Source organism: Chromatiaceae bacterium (genome assembly GCA_016714645.1).
Taxonomy (GTDB): Bacteria; Pseudomonadota; Gammaproteobacteria; order Chromatiales; family Chromatiaceae; genus M0108.
In genome coordinates, this window is sequence record JADKCI010000005.1 from 423,707 (window position 1) to 443,125 (window position 19,419).

Consider the following 19,419-nt stretch of genomic DNA (forward strand, 5'->3'; position numbering starts at 1 on the left):
CGGCCTGGCCTCGATGCGCCTGCTCCGCCTAACTCCCTGTAATGGCTTCCAGCCCTGGCATCGGGGATGGAATCACCGGGCGCTCGAAACGCAGTTCCTGGCCATAGGGAAAGACGTCCTCCCAAACCCCATTGGCGGTGTCCTTCTGGCGTTGTTGCCAATAGCGGTAGTCGTAAATTTCCGGGTGAGTGTCGAACAGGATTTGGCGCAGTTCCTGACTGTTGGTGAGAAAGGTGGGGAATTCCTCCGGGAACACATCACCGGGATTCACGGTGTACCAGGGTTCGGCGCTCATCTCGTCATCGAGGGTGCGGGCCTGGGGGATCTTGCGGAATTTGCACTCACCGAGATAACAAATCTCGTCGTAATCGTAAAAGATCACCCGACCCAGGCGGGTAACCCCGAAGTTCTTGAAGAGGAGATCCCCGGGAAAGACGTTGACCCCCATGAGTTGCTTGAGGGCCAGCCCCCAGTCGTCCAGGATGGCGCGCTGCCCAGCGGGGCTGGCCTGGGCCAGGTAGATGTCCAGGGGCGTCATGCGCCGCTCGATATAAAGATGACGCAACACCAGCAAATCGCCTTCCTCCTCCACCAGGGAGGGCACCTCTGCCTCGATCTCCCGCAACAGTTCGGGGGAGAAGCGGTGACGGGGAAAGGCTACGTCGGAGAACTCCAGGGTGTCCGCCATCCGGCCCATGAGGTCGTGATTCTTGACTTGCTGGTAGCGATCCTTCACCTGTTGGCGGGTGACCTCCTTCTGGGGGGGGAAACGATCGCGTATCACTTTGAATACATAGGGGAAGGAAGCCAGGGTAAATACCAGCATGACCATGCCCCGGGTCCCAGGGGCGATCTGGAAGAGGTCGTCCGAGTTGGCCAGGTGATCCAAAAAGTCGCGGTAGAATTCGTTCTTGGCCTGCTTCTGGAAACCAATGCTCATGTAGAGATCGGCGAGTGACTTGCTGGGCATCAGGCTCTGCAGAAAGTCAACAGTGGCCGCCGGGACCGGGGTCTTCACCATGAAATAGGCGCGGGTGAAACTGAACACCGCGTCCACCTGCTCGTGCTGGGTGAGCAGGGTATCGGCATAGATGGCCCCCGCCTCGTTATTGACGAGGGGGATCACGAAGGGCTGGCATTCCTCCCCCTGGACCACGCGCCCGATCAGGTAGGCCACCTTGTTGCGGTAGAAGGGGGATTCCAGGACGTCGATGCGCACCTCCTCCAGGCTTCGGGTACCGAGGGCGCTACGAGCCCGGAAGGCGCCGGCTACCCTTTCGGTATCCCGTTGGAGGTCCTCGTAAGGGAGGGTGAAATAAAAGGCGGAGAGGATCTCCCACACGCACTGCTCGAGCCCCCCATCCCCAGGATGGAAGGACATGTAAACCAGGTAGCGGGCCGCCAGCTCCCGACGATTGACGCTGGAGGCCAGGAAGATATTGTCATTATTGAAATATCTGCGATCGAAGAGCCTGCAGAAGACGGAGTTGTAAAAGGTCTCCGCCAACTCGGGGCGACCGTGGCGGGCGAGCAGATGAAGATAGACCCGCTTGACCTCCTGCCACAGAGGCTCGTCCAGGTGCTCGATATCGAAGGCGGAGCGCAACTTGTCGACCGCCTCCCGAACCCGTAAATCGTAGAAACTGATGCGCTTGGCGGAGGCCGCCCGCACGGATTCCCAATCGGCTCGTTCGAAACGTTGGCGAGCGGAACTGGTAATCTCTTGATAATAAGAATAATGCCGGTCAAAACCGGTCAGGATGGAACGAGCGATCTGGTGTGCCCGATCTTGCAGAACATTGCCCATGAACCTTTGTCTCCCCGCTCCCAAAATTATCCGGCTGACTCGGCGCCTGAAGGCCCGCAATCCAGGCCGCGCCGAACCATTGCATATTTCAAATCTATGTATTGAAATTTTAGACTTTAATTACTGAGCTTTTTACACCATTTTGTTGCAGCGCACAATACAAGGGTCTTCTTGACCCGACAACAAATTTGCTCACCACTTCCCGGAGAAGCCCATGCCCCAGGTCCAGATCCTTGCCCCCGTGCCCCCCGCCCTGCAGGAGGTCCTCTCCCCCGCGGCGCTGGAATTCGTGGTGGACCTGGAGTGTCGCTTCGGCCCGCGCCGGCGGGAACTCCTGGCCGCGCGTGTCGCCCGGCAGCGGCGCCTGGATGCCGGTGAGTCCCTGGACTTCCTGGCCAGCACCGCCGACATCCGCTCGGGTGACTGGCGGGTACGCCCCGCCCCCGTCGATCTCCAGGATCGCCGCGTGGAAATCACCGGCCCCGTGGACCGCAAGATGGTCATCAACGCCCTCAACTCCGGCGCCAAGTGTTTCATGGCGGACTTCGAGGACGCCCACGGCCCCACCTGGAGCGCCACCCTGGAGGGCCAGCAGAACCTCACCCAGGCCATCCGCCGCACCCTGACCTTCCAGAGTCCCGAGGGCAAGGACTACCGGCTTAATGACACCCTGGCCACTCTCATCGTACGTCCCCGGGGCTGGGCCCTGCCCGAGAAGCACCTTGAGGTGGACGGCCAACCCATGTCCGGCGCCCTCTTCGACTTCGGCCTCTACCTCTTCCACAATGCCCAGGAACTGCTGGCCCGGGGGAGTGGACCCTATTTCTATCTGCCCAAGCTGGAGGGCCATCTGGAGGCCCGGCTGTGGAACGACGTCTTTGCCTACGCCGAGGAGCGCCTGGGCCTGCCCCATGGCAGCATCCGCTGCACCGTGCTCATCGAGACCATCACCGCCGCCTTCGAGATGGACGAGATCCTCTACGAGCTGCGGGACTACATCTGCGGCCTCAACTGCGGCCGCTGGGACTACATCTTCAGCTTCATCAAGCGCTTCCATGCCCACCCGGAGCGCTGTCTGCCGGAGCGTGGCCAGATCACCATGCTGGTGCACTTCCTGCGCTCCTACTCGCGCCTGCTGATCAAGACCTGCCACCGCCGCGGCGCCCATGCCATGGGGGGCATGGCGGCCCAGATCCCCATTAAGGGTGACCCGGCAGCCAACGATATCGCCTTCGCCAAGGTGCGGGCGGACAAGGAACGCGAGGCGGGGGATGGCCACGACGGAACCTGGGTAGCCCACCCCGGCCTGGTGCCGGTGGCCCTGGAGGTCTTCAACCACTACATGCCCGGTCCCCATCAGCTCGATCGCACCCTGGACGACCTCAATATCGTCGCCGCGGACCTGCTGGCACTGCCAACGGGCACCATCACCGAGGCCGGCCTACGCAACAACGTCTCCGCCGGCCTGCGTTACCTGGCCGCCTGGCTGGGCGGACGGGGCGCGGTACCCATCCACAACCTGATGGAAGACGCCGCCACCGCCGAGATCGCCCGTGCCCAGTTATGGCAATGGGTGCGCTATCCCGATGGGGTATTGGACGATGGTCGCCAGGTGACCCCGACCCTGTTTGAGCAGGCTCTGGACGAGGAACTGGCCTTGGCGCGCACCGAACTGACCGGCGCCGGCGACCCGGCGGCCCAGCACCTGGACCGCGCGGCCCAACTCCTGCGGGACATCGTCATCCAGGACGAATTCGAGGAGTTCCTCACCCTGCCCGCCTACCGGATCCTGGACGAAACGGCCGGGCTCTGAACCTGGTTCCCGGTGGCGCCCCCACCTTTTGCGGGCGGCACCACCCCTCACGAAAAATCCATTGCGCGGCCACCGCGCCTTACCACTGAGCGGAGTAACCCATGACGAAAATACTGACCCGAGAGCAACAGATTCAGGCCCTGGAGAAGGAGTGGGCCAGCAACCCCCGCTGGAAGGATGTGAGCCGTGGTTATACCGCCGCCGATGTGGTCCGCCTGCGCGGGTCCGTGCAGCCGGAATTCACCTATGCCCGCAACGGCGCCGAAAAGCTCTGGGAACTGATCCACGGCCGTGCTCGTAAGGGTTACGTTAACTGTATGGGCGCCATCACCGCGGGCCAAGCCATGCAGCAGGCCAAGGCGGGGGTCGAGGCCATCTACCTGTCTGGCTGGCAGGTCGCGGCGGATGGCAACACCTCCGAGACCATGTACCCGGACCAGTCCCTCTACGCCTACGACTCGGTGCCGACCATGGTCCGGCGCATCAACAACACCTTCAAGCGCGCCGACGAGATTCAGTGGGGCCGCGGGGTTGGTCCGGAGGATGCCGGCTATATCGACCACTTCCTGCCCATCGTGGCGGATGCCGAGGCGGGCTTCGGTGGCGTGCTGAACGCCTTTGAGTTGATGAAGAACATGATCGCCGCCGGTGCCGCTGGTGTTCACTATGAAGACCAGTTGGCCGCCGTCAAGAAATGCGGCCACATGGGTGGCAAGGTCCTGGTCCCCACTCAGGAGGCGGTGCAGAAGCTCATCGCCGCTCGCCTGGCGGCGGATGTCTGCGGCGTCCCCACCCTGGTGCTAGCCCGTACCGATGCCGAGGCGGCCAACTTACTGACCTCCGATTTCGATGCCAACGACAAGCCCTTCCTCACGGGCACCCGCACCGCCGAGGGCCTTTATAACGTCAAGAACGGTCTGGAGCAGGCCATCAGCCGCGGCCTGGCCTACGCCCCTTACGCCGATCTGGTGTGGTGCGAGACCGGTACCCCTGACCTGGGTTTCGCCCGTGAGTTCGCAGAGGCCCTCATGGCCCAGAACCCCAACAAGCTGCTGGCCTACAACTGCTCGCCCTCCTTCAACTGGAAGAAGAACCTGGACGACAAGACCATCGCCAAGTTCCAGGATGAGCTGTCCGCGATGGGCTACAAGTACCAGTTCATCACCCTGGCCGGCATTCACAGCATGTGGTACAACATGTACGACCTAGCCTACGACTACGCCCGGGGCGAGGGCATGCGTCATTATGTCGAGAAGGTCCAGGCTCCTGAATTCGCGGCGCGCGACAAGGGATATACCTTCGTCTCCCACCAGCAGGAGGTGGGCGCCGGCTACTTCGATGACGTCACCACCGTCATTCAGGGCGGCACCTCCTCCCTGACCGCCCTCACCGGCTCCACCGAAGAGGCCCAGTTCGACCATTGAGTCCTGGGTGGTCATCAGGCCGGGTAATCAGGCGCTAGCGCCGCTTCCCGGTCGTGACCGGAAAGCCGGTCCCGGGCATACGGGGCCGGCTTTTTCCAGTTGAGCGCTAGGCCAGAAGTAGCGGAACGTGTCTTTTTTTGGGTACCCGGTGGCGATCGCTACCCAGTACCCGGTACCCGGTACCCCAGGCGCGAACCACAAGCCGAGGCCCTATTCCAGGATCTGACCATGACATTGCATAGCCTGAAAACAACCGATCTCAGCGACGAATGGGGGGACAAGGCCCAGATCTGCGCCCCCCTGTTCCGCGACTTTGGCGGCCGGACCGATTTCCACGGCCCCATTGCCACGGCCCTGTGTCCGGATGACAACTCCAAGGTGCGGGAAATGCTGGGGGAGCCCGGGGCAGGCCGGATCCTGGTGGTCGAGGCCCAGGCATCACCCCGCTGCGCCATGCTGGGGGATCTCCTCGCCCAGTTGGCCGTTGACAACGGCTGGTCCGGAGTCCTGGTGCATGGCTACATCCGTGACAGCGCCGAAATGGCCCATATGCGCCTGGGCGTCAAGGCCCTGGGCACGCTCCCCCGCAAGAGCAACAAGCGCGGCGCCGGCCAGACCCAGGTGAGCGTCAGCTTTGCTGGGGTGGAATTCCGGCCCGGTGATATGCTTTACGCCGATGCAGATGGGGTGCTGGTCATAGCCGCTACCGATGCCGATGCCGATGCCGAGACGCATCCCGGAGAGGGCTGAAACCCGTGGCCAAGGGGCTGCGGGGAGCACCGGCCAGGACAGCAGGCCCGCCCCCCGGCGGCGTCACCCCTTAAAGAGGCATTACGTCTCCATGAGTCGAGAGTCTTGAGATGATAAGGAACACAGCATGAAGCCAATGATTTTATGCGTATTTTTAGCCGCCCTGACCGTGGGGAATCCCGCGTTTTCCCAGTCCGATAAGGGGTTTAAGGGTCTGATCGATAACTTGCCTCATGACAAACTTGGCGCCTGGGTCATCGGCAGCCACCAGCTTAATGTCACGGATAAAACACGGTTTGACGAGGCCGAGGGCCCGGTCAAGGTTGGGGCCTGCGTATCCGTGGCTCTCGAAGGGACTCTCGTCAAGGTGATCACAACGGAAAAGGTATCCCAGTGCCTCCCCGAATAGCCTGAGCGCCCGACCCGGAGAGCCAAGCCACGGAGTTCGCCATGCATATCTGGGTCGATGCCGATGCCTGTCCGGGCGTCATCAAGGAAATTCTGTACCGCGCCGCCCGGCGCGTCGGGATTCCCCTCACTCTGGTAGCGAACCAGCCTTTGCAAACGCCACCCTCGCCCTTGATTCGCCGGGTCCAGGTAGGGCAAGGGTTTGATGTCGCCGACAACCATATCGCCAAGCACCTGAAGCCAGGAGACCTGGTCATTACCGGCGATATCCCCCTGGCCGCCCAGGTCATAGCGCGGGGCGGGGAGGCCATCAATCCCCGGGGCGAGCGCTACACCCCCGATAATATCCGCGAGCGGCTGGCGGTACGTGACTTCCTGGAAGAGCTGCGCGGCACCGGGGTGAATACCGGCGGGCCACCACCCCTGGGTTTGGCCGAGCGCCAGGCCTTTGCCAACGCCCTCGACCGGCTGCTGGCCCACAGACAGCCCTAAACCCATCGCGCTATTGAGGGGATGATGCCACCCATGCCGGATCGGGGCGGTCCGGCGCGAGGCCATCCTTCTCGGTTTCTATGATTGCTGATTTTTCGAGCGGGAGCCGCCAGTCGCCATGTTCGCCAACCTTTTTACCCCCAAGCCGCCACTGGACGAGCCGTCGATCACCTGGATCTTCGCCGTCTTCGGCTGGGCCCTGCGCTGGTTCGACGCCGGATACTTTCGTGACCAGACCCGCCTGATTGCCCCGACCAACGACTTCTTCCCGGGCCGGGCCGACAGCATCCAGGGCATGGCGGATCTCATCTTTCTCGCCACGACCGGCTATGCCGGCATGGGACACTGGCCCCTGCGGCTAATGCCGCTCCAGGCCGGGCTACCCATCGCGCCGCCCCCGCTCGCCCTGCCTCAACCGCTGCGCGGTGCGCCCGCGGTGCCAGCCGGTCCCGGGGTTCAGGTCGGGGCTCGGAACCTGGCCATCATCCCCATCGCCTATGACCCCATCCTCGTCAACAACCCAGAGGCCCTGATCGCGGGCCTGGCCCAGAATCTGGCCCATCATTTGGGGGCCGCCGCCGGCGAGCCACCCCCCGGGGGCCTGCAAAACTGGCCCCAGGCCACGGAGATCATGGGCGTCTTTCTGGGCTTCGGCCTCCTTTTCGCCAACACGGCCTTCCAGTTCCAAACTAAAAGCTGCGGGAGTTGCAGTGCCCCCAGCCCTCAGCGCCAGGCCTTCTTATCCCAATTCGACATCACCTATGCCCTGGCGCTATTTTGCATGCTGAAGGGCATCCCCCCCGGCGAGGCATTGCGCCATCTCAAAAGCTCCCTGCGGTCCCACTACAAGCGCTGTCTGGCCGACCTCGGCCGGCGCGCGGCGGCCCTTGCCGAACTCCGAGCCCTGCTCCCCTAGGCCATGGATTTACCATGCCGCCCCTGGATCTCTTGCTGCCCATTCTGGGCATCGCCTTCCTGGCGGGCCTGGTCCAGGGACTGTCGGGGTTTGGGTCGGGGCTGGTGGCGGCCCCTCTGTTGGCGCTGCTGTTGCCGCTGGAGACGGCGGTACCGCTGATGACCCTCCTCAGCCCGTTGATCTCGCTACAAAATCTGCTGCATCTGCGCCAGGCCATCCGCTTCGACCAGGTTAGGGTCTTACTGGCGGGTTATGTCGTGGGGACCCCCGTGGGCCTCTATCTGCTCACCCGCGCCCCGGCAACCCTGATGCTTGGCGCCCTGGGGGTCTTTCTGACGGGCTATGCCCTGGTATCTCTCACGGGCCGCCAACCCCGGGCGCGTTGGCTGCGGGAGTGGCGATTTAGCCTGGGCCTGGTGTCCGGGGCTCTGGGCTCGGCCTACAGCACTAGTGGCCCCCCCGTCATCCTCCACGTGGCCGCGCACCCGGAGTGGGAACCCGATCAACAGAAGGCCACCCTGGCCCTCTTCCTCGGCCTCTCCAACCTCATCACCCTGGTCGCCTTCGGCCTTGCCGATCTCTATACAGGCGAGATATTCAGGTGGTTCCTCTGGGGCTTCCCCCTGCTCGCCGCTGGGACCCAGGCCGGCATCCTGCTCTACCGGCGGATGGGCGCCCACGACTATCGCCGCCTGACCTTCGGGCTCATCCTGGCCATGGGGCTCTTGTTGCTCTGGCGAGCCCTCGCCCTAGGCCCTTGATCCGCCCTTGATCCGCTTTCCCATTCGGGCCTAAACCCTTATGCTTCACGGGACGGCAATTTGGCCCCGACCCCACCGACCCCTCGCCGAAGGAGAATTCGAACCATGAGCATCTGCAAAGACATCAAGGGCTTTTCGCGTACCCATGAGTACATTGCGGATTTCTTTTCCCTGCTCGCCGTTGGCGTCCTGTTTGGGGCCATCTGGGCGACGGTGGCCTATTACCAGGAGCTTTCCAATTGGCTGCGCCACGACTGGCTTTTCCACGGCAGCCTTTTGATCGGGGGCTTGATCTTCTTAGGTTTCCTCGTCCTGGGGCTATTGGCCGTGGGATCCTCGCGCTTTGCCGGGGAAGACGAGAAGTGCTTTGGAACCTTTCGCGGCCGACGCAATTACAACGGCTCACCGGTGCGCTGGTTCACGGTCTGGGTGAGCCATATGGAAAACGTTGGCAAGAAACATCGCTAATAGACTGAATAATAATGAAGTCAACGAGGCCGGTCATGCCTTTGATACGCGCCCTCTCCCTTCTGTTGATGGCCCTGACCCTGGGCGGCTGTGCTTCCCTGGCCTCCGACCGCATGGCGGGCCATCTCAAGGCGGCCATGCTGGCCCAGGACGATCCCCAGACGGTGCGAGCGGCGGCGCCGGCCTTCCTGCTTCTGGTGGAGTCCATGATCGCCGAAAGCCCGGAGGACCCGCGCCTGCTCGCCACCGGAGCCGAATTGGCGGCCTCCTATGGCGCCCTGCTGGATGATCCCGACCGCCGGGCGCGCCTGGCGGATCGCGCCTATGACTATGCCAAGCGGGCCCTCTGCGCCGAACAGGCGCCTGTCTGCGACGCCCTGAACGGCCCCTTTGAGAACTTCTCGGCAGCCGTGGCCAAGGTTGGTCCCTCGGGGCTCGAGAACCTTTATCTTTTTGGTACCGCCTGGGCAACCTGGCTGGAGTTTCATGGCGGCGACATGGACGCCATTGCCAATTTGCCCAAGCTGGAATTGCTCTTCACCCACATCCTCAGCCAGGACCCTGGCTTCCGGGCCGGCCGCGCCCACCTCTATGCGGGAGCCCTCGCCATCCTCCGCCCACCGGCTCTGGGGGGACAGCCCGATAAGGCCCGGGGTCACTTCGAAGAAGCCCTGCGGCTTTCGGATGGCAAGGACCTCATGGTCCAGGTTGAATTCGCCCGCCGCTATGCCCGTCAAGTTCTGGACCAGCCTCTCCACGATCGGCTCCTGAACCAGGCCCTGACCACCGATCCGGTCTCCCCTGGCCTGACCCTGACCAACCTGCTCGCCCAGGGGGAGGCCAAGCGCCTGCTGGCGGAGGATTGGTTTGCGATGTAAGACAGTGCCTTACGGGTTGGCCATCGCTAGCCTAAACTTACCCCTCACGATTGCTACTCATCAGGAGTCACCACATGAAGAGGCGGCGCATCTTCCTCCTCGCCCTAGTCTGCTTATTCCTGATCCCAGTCCAGACCCTGCAGGCCGCCCAGGTGATCAAGATCGCCACCCTGTCCCCGGATGGCACCAGTTGGATGCGCGCCATGCGCGTCGCTGGCGACACAATCGCCAAGCGCTCCCAAGGGCGCGTGGAACTGCGATTCTATCCTGGCGGTGTCATGGGCAATGACCAGAGCGTCATGCGCAAGATCCGCGCCGGCCAGCTACAGGGAGGTGCCGTGACCATCGGCGCCCTTTCCGGCGTAGATAAGGACATCGAAATCTATGGCCTGCCCTTTCTCTTCCACGATCTGCGGGAAGTGGATCAAGTGCGCTCCCGCATGGACGCCACCCTGCTGCAAGGGCTTGAGAATAAGGGCTTCATTGGGTTTGGCTTTGCCGAGGGCGGCTTTGCCTACTTTATGTCCAATCGGCCCCTTAAGACCATCACCGACCTCAAGGCCGGCAAGGTCTGGGCACCGGAGGGCGACACCATCAGCCTCACCGGTTTCAAGGCCGTAGGGGTGTCACCGGTCACGCTCCCCATCACCGATGTCCTGGTGGCCCTGCAAACGGGCCTCATCGACACCGTCACCTCCCCTCCCGCCGGAGCCATTGCCCTCCAGTGGCATACCCGCGTCAAATACCTGACGGAGGTACCACTTCTCTATACCTATGGCATCCTGGTCATCACCGACAAGGCCTTCAAGCTGCTCTCCGGGCCGGATCAGACCCTGGTGCGGGAGGTCCTGGGCGAGACCTTCAAGGCGATCGATGCCCAGAACCGGCGCGACAATGAGGCCGCCCTCAAGGCCCTCAAGAATCAGGGCATTGAATTCCTCCAGCCCCCGCTCCAGGACCTGGCCGGCTGGCGCAAGAGCGTCGAGAGCGCCCAAAAGCAATTGGTGGCCCAGGGTTACTTCAGCCGGAATCTGGTGGACAAGGTCAGGAAAATACTTGCTGAGCAACGGTCTGGCCGCTAGGGACCCCAGGTCGGGCCACCGGTCCTCCCCAACAAGACCCTGCCGAGTGCCAGAGGGAATCCAGCATGGCCGTCTTCGAAAACTATGCCCAATTCAGCACCAAAAAGGTAGCCCGGACCCTGGAACTGGCGGTGACGGAACTCGTCGCGCTGCGCCAGAACACCCTGACGCCGGATTTCATCCTCCTGGCCCTGCTTGGCCAGCCGGACGCGGAGCCCCTGCACATCCTGGAACGTCTGCTGCCCAATGGGGCGGAGACGGCCGTCAAGCTGCGTTCGAACGTCCAGGCCCACTATCAGCTTGCCGTACCCCGGCAGGGCAACCAGATCCTGGTCACCGAGGAAATCAACGAGATGTTCCGCCTTGCCCACGAGGAGGCCCGGCGACTGGGTGACGGCTTCATCGCCACCGGCACCCTCTTCCTGGCCCTCTTCGACCCCCTGTGCGGCGGCGTCGCCGAGCGCCTGCGGGAGGCGGGCATCGATTGCGACCAGGCGCGAACGGCACTGAAAGAGTTGCGTCACGGCCGGGCCATCAATAGCGAGGAGGCGGAGAGCGATCCCGACCCCCTTGAGCGCTATACCCGTGACCTGACAGAGTTGGCCCGCCAGCACGGACTGGACCCGGTCATCGGCCGCGAGGAAGAGATCGCCCAGGTCATCCAGACCCTCTCCCGGCGCAAGAAGAACAACCCGGCCCTGATCGGCGAGGCCGGGGTCGGCAAGACGGTGATCGTCGAGGGCCTGGCCCAGCGCATCGCCAATGCCGAGGTACCCGACACCCTCATCAACAAGCGCCTGCTAGCCCTGGACATGGGCGACATCATCGCCGGGGCCAAGATGCGCGGCGAGTTCGAGGAACGGCTCAAATCGGTGCGGGACGCCGTCATCGCCGCCAAGGGCAGCGTCATCCTCTTCATCGACGAACTCCACACCGTGGTCGGGGCTGGCGGAAGCGCGGGCTCCGGGAGCCTGGACGCCCCCAGTCTGCTCAAGACCGCCCTGGCCCAAGGCAGCCTGCAGGTCATCGGCGCCGACACCCTGGACGAGTACCACCGCTTCGTCGAGTCCGACAAGGCCCTGGAGCGGCGCTTTCACCCCATCCTGGTGCGGGAACCCAGCGCCGCCGACACCCTGCGGATCCTCCAGGGTCTGGCCCCCCGTTACGAGCAGCACCACCAGATCCACTACGCCGCCGACGCCCTGGAGGCCGCCGCTCAACTCGCGGAGCGCTACATCAGCGACCGCCGCCTGCCGGACAAGGCCATCGACCTCCTGGACGAGGCCGGGGCCCACAAACACCTGCGGCTCATCTCGGTCCCCGCCCCCATCCGCGAGCGGGAACGTGAGCGCCAACGCCTGCTGCATGAAAAGACCCAGGCCTTCAACGCCCAGGAGTTCGAGCGCGCGGCGCGCCAGCAGATGGAAATCCTGGCGCTGGAGGAAAAGCTGGCCAGCGACCGCCTGGAGTGGGAAAAGGAGCGCGCCAGCGAGGACCTGGACGTGCGCGCCGAGGACATCGCCCGGGTGGTCTCGCGCTGGACCGGCATCCCGGTGGCCCGCATGGTGGAGGCGGAGGCCGACAAGCTGGCGCGCATGGAGGAGGAGTTGCACCAGCGCATCGTCGGCCAGGATGACGCCGTCCATGCCGTCGCTGACGCCATCCGCCGCAACCGCGCGGGCATCGGCTCGGCGCGCCGGCCTATTGGTTCCTTCCTCTTCCTCGGTCCGACCGGCGTCGGCAAGACCGAACTCGCCCGCGCCCTGGCCGCCTTCCTCCTCGACGACGAGTCGCGGGTGGTGCGTCTGGATATGTCGGAGTACATGGAGCGCCACGAGGTCTCCAAGATGATCGGCGCCCCCCCAGGCTATATCGGCTATGGCGAGGGCGGCCAACTGACCGAGCGGGTGCGGCGCAACCCCTATACCGTGGTCCTGCTCGACGAAGTCGAGTAGGCCCACCCCGACGTCTTCAATATGCTGCTGCAGATTCTGGAGGACGGCCGCCTGACCGACGGCCAGGGCCACGCGGTCTCCTTCCGCAACACCATCCTTATCGGCACTTCCAACCTGGGCACGGAGGCCCTGTCACCCGACAAGCGCCCCATCGGCTTCATCCAGTCCGCCACCCCAAGTTACCAGGAGGCCCGCGACCTGGTGCTGCACGAGGTCAAACGCTTCTTCAAGCCGGAGTTTCTCAACCGCCTGGATGATGTCATCGTTTTCCACTACCTGGACCCCGCCGAGGTGCGGCGCATCGCCAGCATCTTCGTCGCGGAACTCGTCCGCCGCCTCGCCGCCCGCCACATTCAGGTCGAGGTGGAAGACGCCGTGCTCGACATGCTCGCCGCCGACGGCTTCGACCCCGTCTATGGGGCCCGGCCCCTGCGCCGCGAGGTGGAGCGCCAGCTCGAAAACCCCCTGGCCATGATGATGGTCACCGGCCAGTGCCCCCAGGGGGCCCGGGTCCAGGCGCGGCTGGAGGGTACCGGAATTAAGTTAGAGGTCGTCTAACCTACCCTTACCGCTCCCCACTTGAAACCGCTTGGCCACCCCAAGAAGAGCGCGCATCCGTTCCACCGTTGGCTGCTCGACGATGCCTCGCTCGGTGACGATAGCATCCACCAGTTCCGCCGGAGTGACATCAAAGACGGGATTGCGGGCCCCGACTCCCGCCGGGCCCAGGCGCTGGCCGCCGCAGGCGAGGACCTCGTCCGGGTCACGCTCCTCAATGGGGATGGCGGCGCCGTTGGGCATATCCCAGTCGATGGTCGAGGTGGGGGCGGCGACCATAAAGCCGATGCCGTGATAGCGGGCCAGGATGGCCAGACCGTAGGTGCCGATCTTGTTGGCGACATCGCCATTGGCGGCGATGCGGTCGGAGCCGACGATGACCCAGCCGATGCCGCCCTTGGCCATGAGGCTGGCCGCCGCGCCATCCGCCTGCAGGGTCACCGGGATGCCGTCCTGAGCCAGTTCCCAGGCGGTGAGGCGGGTCCCCTGCAGCCAGGGGCGGGTCTCGTCGGCAAAGACCCGGGTGATTTTGCCGTCCGCAAAGCCTTGGCGAATGACCCCTAGGGCCGTGCCGTAGCCGCCGGTGGCCAGGGCCCCGGCGTTGCAGTGGGTGATGACGGCGGTGGGGCCCTGAATCAGGCTGGCGCCCAGCTCGCCCATGCGCCGGTTGGCGGCGATGTCCTCGGCGTGAATGGCCAGGGCCTCCGCGAGCAGCGCCGGCGTTGGGTCACCCTCGCCAAGGCCAGCCAGCCGGCGGCTCATGCGCTCCAGGGCCCAAAAGAGATTGACCGCGGTGGGGCGGGAGGCCGCCAGTTCCCCCAGGTCGGCCTGGATCAGCGACCGCCAGCCCTGGCCATCCTGGGCGTAGCGATCCCGGGCCGCCAGGACCACGCCATAGGCGGCGGCGATACCGATCGCCGGCGCCCCCCGCACCACCATGTCCTTGATGGCCCTGGCCGTGGCCCTGGTGGAGTTCAGTGCCAGAAACTCGGCCCGCCCGGGCAGCAGGCGTTGGTCGAGAAGGTAAAGCAGGCCCTCGCGCCAGACCAGGGCATGGTCCGGGGTGGGCATCGGGGGGGTTGGGGTTTCCATGGGCGCTCATCCTGTGGCAAATTGGCGCCTATTCTGAACCAGCCTCCGCCGGCTTTGAAGAGCCCGGCCCGTAAGAGTCCCGCCATGACCGCCGATCTTGTCATCCATGCCGCATGGGTCCTGCCCGTGGACCCCCAGGACTCCGTGCTCGGCGACCATGCGGTCGTGATCGCTGGGGGTCGTATCCAGGCCCTGCTGCCGAGCGCGGAGGCGCGACAGCGCTACCCGACCGCCCGGGAACTGGACCTGCCCGAGCACCTGCTGATGCCGGGCTTCATCAATGCCCACACCCATGCCGCCATGACCCTGCTGCGGGGGCTGGCGGACGACCTGCCCCTCATGACCTGGCTCCAGGATCACATCTGGCCGGCAGAGCAGCGCTGGGTGAGCCCGGAGATGATCCTGGCCGGCTCCCGACTGGCGGCCCTGGAGATGCTCAAGGGGGGCACCGTTTGCTTCAACGATATGTACTATTTCCCGGAGGTCACCGCCCACGCCATGGCGGAGGCCGGCATGCGCGCCGTCGTCGGCATGATCCTGCTGGATTTTCCGACTGTTTACGCCGAGGGACCGGACCAGTACCTGCGGCAGGGTCTAGCCATCCATGATCGCTACCGGGGCCACCCCCTCATTCATACCGCCTTCGCGCCCCACGCGCCCTACACGGTCTCCAACGCCTCTCTGACCCGGATCCGCACCCTGGCGGACGAACTGGAGGTGCCCATCCACATTCACCTGCACGAGACCGCCGACGAGATTGACCAGTCCCGGCGCGACCATGGCGCGCGACCCCTGCGGCGGCTCCAGCGGCTGGACCTCCTGGGTCCGAACCTGATGGCCGTGCACATGACCCAGGTCGAGGACGGGGAGATCGAACTCCTGGCCACCACGGGGACCCAGGTCATCCATTGCCCCGCCTCCCAACTCAAGCTGGCCAGCGGCTTCAGCCCCGTGGCACGCCTCCGGGAGGCGGGCGTGAACGTCGCCCTGGGCACGGATGGCGCCGCCAGCAACAATGCACTCGACATGCTAGGCGAGATGCGCCTCGCCGCCCTCCTGGCCAAGGGCGTGGCGGGTTCCGCCGCCGCCCTCCCCGCCCCTCAGGCCCTGCGCATGGCCACCCTCGACGGCGCCTGCGCCCTGGGTCTGGAAGAGGAGACCGGCTCCCTGGAGATCGGCAAGTCCGCCGACCTGATCGCCATCGACCTGGGCCATCCCAATACCCAGCCCATCCATAACCCCCTCTCGCAACTCGTCTATGCCGCCAACCGCTCCCAGGTCCGGCATGTGTGGGTCGCCGGGCGCCAACTCCTCCGCGATGGCCAGCCGACGACCCTGGACTCCCAGGAGATCCTCGACGAGGCCCGCGCCTGGCGAGCGCGCCTGGCTGGCGGACATTAACGGCATGACACCCCCTTGCACCCCTTTCGAGGCCCTGAGATGACTGAAGCTGACACCCTGATCCTGGGGGGAACTATCCTGTGCCTCGATGAGCGCATGACCCAAATCCCTGATGGCGCCCTGGCGATTGCGGGTGACACCCTCGTCGCCGTGGGTCGCGAAGAAGAATTGCGGGGCCAATTCACCAGCCAGAACATCATCGACGGCAACAAGACTCTCATCATGCCCGGCCTGATCAACAGCCATACCCATGCGGCCATGACCTGCTTCCGGGGCATCGCCGATGACATGAATCTGATGGACTGGCTGAACCATTATATTTTCCCCGCCGAGGCCCGGAACGTGAACCCGGAACTGGCCTACTGGGGGAGCCTGCTGGCCTGCGCGGAGATGATCAAGTCCGGCACGACCAGCTTCTGTGACATGTACATCTTCGAGGAGGAGACGGCGCGGGCCGCCCAAGAGGCCGGGATGCGCTGCCTGCTGGGGGAGGTGCTGTTCGATTTCCCCTCGCCCAATTACCAGACACCCCAGGAGGGGCTGGCCTACAGCCGCGGACTCCTGGAGCGCTGGGCCGATGATCCCCTGATCCGCATCGCCGTGGAACCTCATGCCCTCTATACCTGCTCCCGGCCCCTGCTAGTCGAGGCCATAAAATTAGCGGATGAGTTCGAAGCGCCCTCGCCCTGCATCTCCTCGAAAATGCCGCGGAAAAGCGCCATCTGGAGGACAAGCTCGGACAGGGACCCGTGCCCTATCTCCAGGAACTTGGCTGCCTCAACGAACGCTTTATCGCCTTTCATGGCGTCTATCTGGATGAATGGGATCTGCGCATCTTCGGCCATCAGGGCTGTAAGGTGGTCTATAACCCCCAAAGCAATATGAAGCTGGCCTCGGGCTGCGCGCCGGTTTCCGGTATGCTCAGGGCGGGTATTGATGTCGGATTAGGCACGGATGGCTGTGCCAGTAATAACAGCCTGGATATGTTCCGGGAGATGAATACCGCCGCCAAGCTCGAAAAGGTCGTCCATTCCGATCCGACGCTCATGCCGGCGCCGACCGTCGTCGCCATGGCCACCCGTGAGGGCGCCCGCGTGCTCGGCATGGATCATCTGACGGGCTCCTTAAAGCCAGGCATGAAGGCGGATCTCATTATGATCGATCTCCAGAGCCCGCATCTAACCCCCCTCTACCATCCTTACTCGCACCTGGTTTACGCCGCGAACGGCGCGGACGTGAAAAACGTCTTCATTAACGGGAAGCTGGTGATGAAGGATCGCCATCTCCTCACCCTGAACGAGGAGGCGATCATGGCAAAGGTGTGCCAAATCGCGGAGCGGATCCGTCACTCCCTGGAAACCCCCGCATAACCGAACCACCCAGGTGCCAACAGTCCCGACCAAGGGACTGAAGACGTGGCGGAAGCGCCACGCCACCCTGGTGCGTCACCTAATCCCCCGGGCCGGTTCCCGTCAGGCCTTGGGTTTAGGTCCTAAGCCCGCGAACCCATACCAACCCAAGGCGGCAAGCTGCAACACCAGGACCAGGCCGAAGGCCATGCCGTAGCCGTGAGGGGCATAGCCCCCGGACGTGGCCGGCCAGAGTCCAATCACCGCGCCCAGGCCCCACTGGGTGACAAAGGCGCCCACGAAGACCAGCAAATTCAAGGCCGTGTTCACCCGCCCGGCCAATTCCCGTGGAAAGGTCTGCGATAGGACGGCATAGCTCAGGTTAGCGGAGGTGCCGAAGAAACCAAAGCCCAACCAAATCAGCAGGGTGGCGCCGGTATAGCCCAAGGCTATGAGCAACTGCAGCGCGAGGAATATGACCACTCCACACATCGAGACCACCACCGGGGGAATCCCCAGGCGGCTGAGACGATAAGCCATGGTACCCATCGACAGAAACCCAGCCACCATGCCCCCCGCGACCCAGAAGAGATGATCCGCCACCGCCATCCGATCGAGACCCGCCACATCCCGTAGCCAGGGTCCCGCCCAGAGACCCTGAATCGCCATGTGGCTACTCATCACCAGCAGGCTGATGGGGGCCAAACGCCAGAATACCCGGCTGGTGTATATCGCCACAATACCGCGCCACTGAACCCGCCAGTCGCCCGCCTGAGCCGCCGCTGGCCGGTCCGGGACCACTCGGAACAGCACCGCCGCCGCCAGTAGGGTCAGCACCGCCAGTCCGGCGAAGACCCCCCGCCAAGAGGTCAATTCCATGGCCCACTCCACCGGCGCGGTCGCGGTCAGGGCGCCCAGCCCCCCCGCGGCGAGCACCCAGCCGTTCACCGCCGGTAGGCGTTGGGGCGGAAACCACAAGACGAAGGTTTTCAGGCTGGCCATCAGGCAGGCCGATACCCCCAGACCGATCAGCGCCCGCCCCAGGACCAGCTCTCCCAGACCATCACTGATCGCGAACAGGGCGGCGCCCGCGGCGGCGAGTATCAAGAGCACACTCTCGACCTTGTGGGGGCTGAACCGGTCGAGCAGGATGCCAAGCGGCAACTGAAAGGCCGCGAATGTCAAAAAGTAAACACTGGTCAGCAGCCCCAGGGCGGCGGCGTCGAGCCCCAGGGCGGACTCCAGTTCCGGGGCCAGCACCGCGTTGATGGTTCGGTAGAGGTAGGACAGGAAATAGCCGGCGGCGAAGGGTAAAAACACCCGCAGCACCAGGGACAGAGGCAGTTCCTGGGAAGGGTTGGGCGAATGAGCCTGACGGGGATCCACAGGGTTAAGGCATCCTGATGTGATAAAACCTGACGGGTTTCACTGAAATGACCGCTGGCTTCCCTGATGCCAGGAGCGGACGGGAAGGCTTGACACCCCGCCCCCTCCTGGTGCAAACAGGCGATTACTTCTTCGGCGCTACAAAACCGATCGCCAATTCCTGGGCGTACTCGACCAGCACCTCATCGCCGACCTTGAACTTTTCCAATCCCAAAACGGCCTTGCCCACCTGAACCTTGAGGTGCTTGCCATCCGGCATGCTCAGCACGGCGGAGCGTTTCTTTGCATCAATGCTTAGGATCTTGGCCGTGGCCGCCACGGTATCCACTTCCTCGGCAAAGGGCTTGGAGCCCTTGCCGGAGACCGCCAGGGTGCGTGTTTCCGTAATACCGGGCTTGGCTCCCTTGGGGGCCGCCACCAGACCAACGGCGATGGCCTGGGTGAATTCAACCACGAACTCGTCGCCCTTTTTGATCTTGTCGAAGTCGGGGACCGACTTGCCGACCTTCATGGCCGTCAGGTTACCCTGGGCATCCTTGATCATGAGGGTCCGGGTCTTGGGATTGGTGGATTCAATCCGCGCCGTAATGAGGGTCACCTCGGCGGCTACCGGCACCGGCTTGGCGTGGACACCGGTCGCGGTCGCTTCGGCCGCGACCACCTGGAAGCCAGCGGTAGCTAGCAGAACGGCGAGTAATAGGGATTTATTCATTTAAACTCCTAAAATATCGGCAATAAGTTCTTCACAAGCCAGATCAGAAAAACATCGGCATCGCATGGGAAGCAGGACAAGAGGCCTCCTTGTCAGCCTTGGCAGGCACTGGAGCCAATCAATAATATACCGAACAACCCTGAGTTTTCGGTTTTCAGGGTCGCCCC

The 19,419-nt window shown here is 64.0% G+C and carries 15 protein-coding genes and 2 pseudogenes; 13 read left to right on the plus strand and 4 right to left on the minus strand.

Translation table 11 applies throughout. From position 1 onward, the window contains the following. Positions 1-28: 28 nt before the first annotated feature. A complete protein-coding gene (aceK, locus tag IPN92_18515; GenBank protein MBK8640172.1) occupies positions 29-1,807 on the minus strand; it encodes a bifunctional isocitrate dehydrogenase kinase/phosphatase in 1,779 nt (592 codons plus the stop codon). 214 nt (positions 1,808-2,021) lie between these two features. On the opposite strand from aceK, the gene aceB reads away from it, so the two are divergent. From aceB to IPN92_18570, 11 genes and pseudogenes are all read left to right on the plus strand, one after another. Next, on the plus strand, positions 2,022-3,620 hold the full coding sequence (gene aceB / locus IPN92_18520; GenBank protein ID MBK8640173.1) for a malate synthase A: 1,599 nt from the start codon (positions 2,022-2,024) through the stop codon (positions 3,618-3,620). Between the two features lie 113 nt (positions 3,621-3,733). Then, positions 3,734-5,044: an isocitrate lyase gene (aceA, locus tag IPN92_18525; GenBank protein ID MBK8640174.1), complete on the plus strand. Its 1,311-nt coding sequence runs from the start codon at positions 3,734-3,736 to the stop codon at positions 5,042-5,044. Positions 5,045-5,272: 228 nt separating this feature from the next. Next, the gene (gene rraA, locus IPN92_18530) at positions 5,273-5,794 is read left to right on the plus strand and encodes a ribonuclease E activity regulator RraA (GenBank protein MBK8640175.1); all 522 of its coding nucleotides are present in this window, start codon (positions 5,273-5,275) and stop codon (positions 5,792-5,794) included. A gap of 127 nt (positions 5,795-5,921) precedes the next feature. Then, positions 5,922-6,203: a hypothetical protein gene (locus IPN92_18535; GenBank protein MBK8640176.1), complete on the plus strand. Its 282-nt coding sequence runs from the start codon at positions 5,922-5,924 to the stop codon at positions 6,201-6,203. Between the two features lie 41 nt (positions 6,204-6,244). Continuing rightward, a complete protein-coding gene (locus IPN92_18540; GenBank protein MBK8640177.1) occupies positions 6,245-6,694 on the plus strand; it encodes a YaiI/YqxD family protein in 450 nt (149 codons plus the stop codon). A 118-nt stretch (positions 6,695-6,812) separates the two neighbouring features. Next, the gene (locus tag IPN92_18545) at positions 6,813-7,610 is read left to right on the plus strand and encodes a hypothetical protein (protein ID MBK8640178.1); all 798 of its coding nucleotides are present in this window, start codon (positions 6,813-6,815) and stop codon (positions 7,608-7,610) included. A 23-nt stretch (positions 7,611-7,633) separates the two neighbouring features. Continuing rightward, positions 7,634-8,371 (plus strand): sulfite exporter TauE/SafE family protein, encoded by a 738-nt coding sequence (locus tag IPN92_18550; protein ID MBK8640179.1) that lies wholly within the window; start codon positions 7,634-7,636, stop codon positions 8,369-8,371. 105 nt (positions 8,372-8,476) lie between these two features. Next, the gene (locus tag IPN92_18555) at positions 8,477-8,839 is read left to right on the plus strand and encodes a cell division protein BolA (GenBank protein MBK8640180.1); all 363 of its coding nucleotides are present in this window, start codon (positions 8,477-8,479) and stop codon (positions 8,837-8,839) included. Between the two features lie 14 nt (positions 8,840-8,853). Next, a complete protein-coding gene (locus IPN92_18560; protein ID MBK8640181.1) occupies positions 8,854-9,717 on the plus strand; it encodes a hypothetical protein in 864 nt (287 codons plus the stop codon). Positions 9,718-9,791: 74 nt separating this feature from the next. Further along, positions 9,792-10,799, plus strand: a complete 1,008-nt coding sequence (gene dctP / locus IPN92_18565) for a TRAP transporter substrate-binding protein DctP (GenBank protein MBK8640182.1) — start codon at positions 9,792-9,794, stop codon at positions 10,797-10,799. 65 nt (positions 10,800-10,864) lie between these two features. Further along, positions 10,865-13,312, plus strand: a pseudogene (locus IPN92_18570) (ATP-dependent Clp protease ATP-binding subunit). Here the strand turns inward: IPN92_18570 and mtnA are convergent. Next, complete coding sequence (mtnA, locus tag IPN92_18575; GenBank protein ID MBK8640183.1) at positions 13,298-14,404, minus strand: S-methyl-5-thioribose-1-phosphate isomerase; 1,107 nt, start codon at positions 14,402-14,404, stop codon at positions 13,298-13,300. The pseudogene IPN92_18570 and the gene mtnA overlap by 15 nt on opposite strands. Positions 14,405-14,488: 84 nt before the next feature. On the opposite strand from mtnA, the gene IPN92_18580 reads away from it, so the two are divergent. Together IPN92_18580 and IPN92_18585 are read left to right on the plus strand one after the other, a co-directional pair. Then, positions 14,489-15,805, plus strand: a complete 1,317-nt coding sequence (locus tag IPN92_18580) for a TRZ/ATZ family hydrolase (protein MBK8640184.1) — start codon at positions 14,489-14,491, stop codon at positions 15,803-15,805. A gap of 39 nt (positions 15,806-15,844) precedes the next feature. Then, positions 15,845-17,175 (plus strand): annotated as a pseudogene (locus IPN92_18585) (amidohydrolase). 102 nt (positions 17,176-17,277) lie between these two features. Here the strand turns inward: IPN92_18585 and IPN92_18590 are convergent. Together IPN92_18590 and IPN92_18595 are read right to left on the minus strand one after the other, a co-directional pair. Next, on the minus strand, positions 17,278-18,492 hold the full coding sequence (locus IPN92_18590; GenBank protein ID MBK8640185.1) for an MFS transporter: 1,215 nt from the start codon (positions 18,490-18,492) through the stop codon (positions 17,278-17,280). A 172-nt stretch (positions 18,493-18,664) separates the two neighbouring features. Next, entirely contained in the window at positions 18,665-19,252 is a 588-nt protein-coding gene (locus IPN92_18595; GenBank protein MBK8640186.1) for a hypothetical protein, read from the minus strand. Positions 19,253-19,419: the final 167 nt, after the last annotated feature.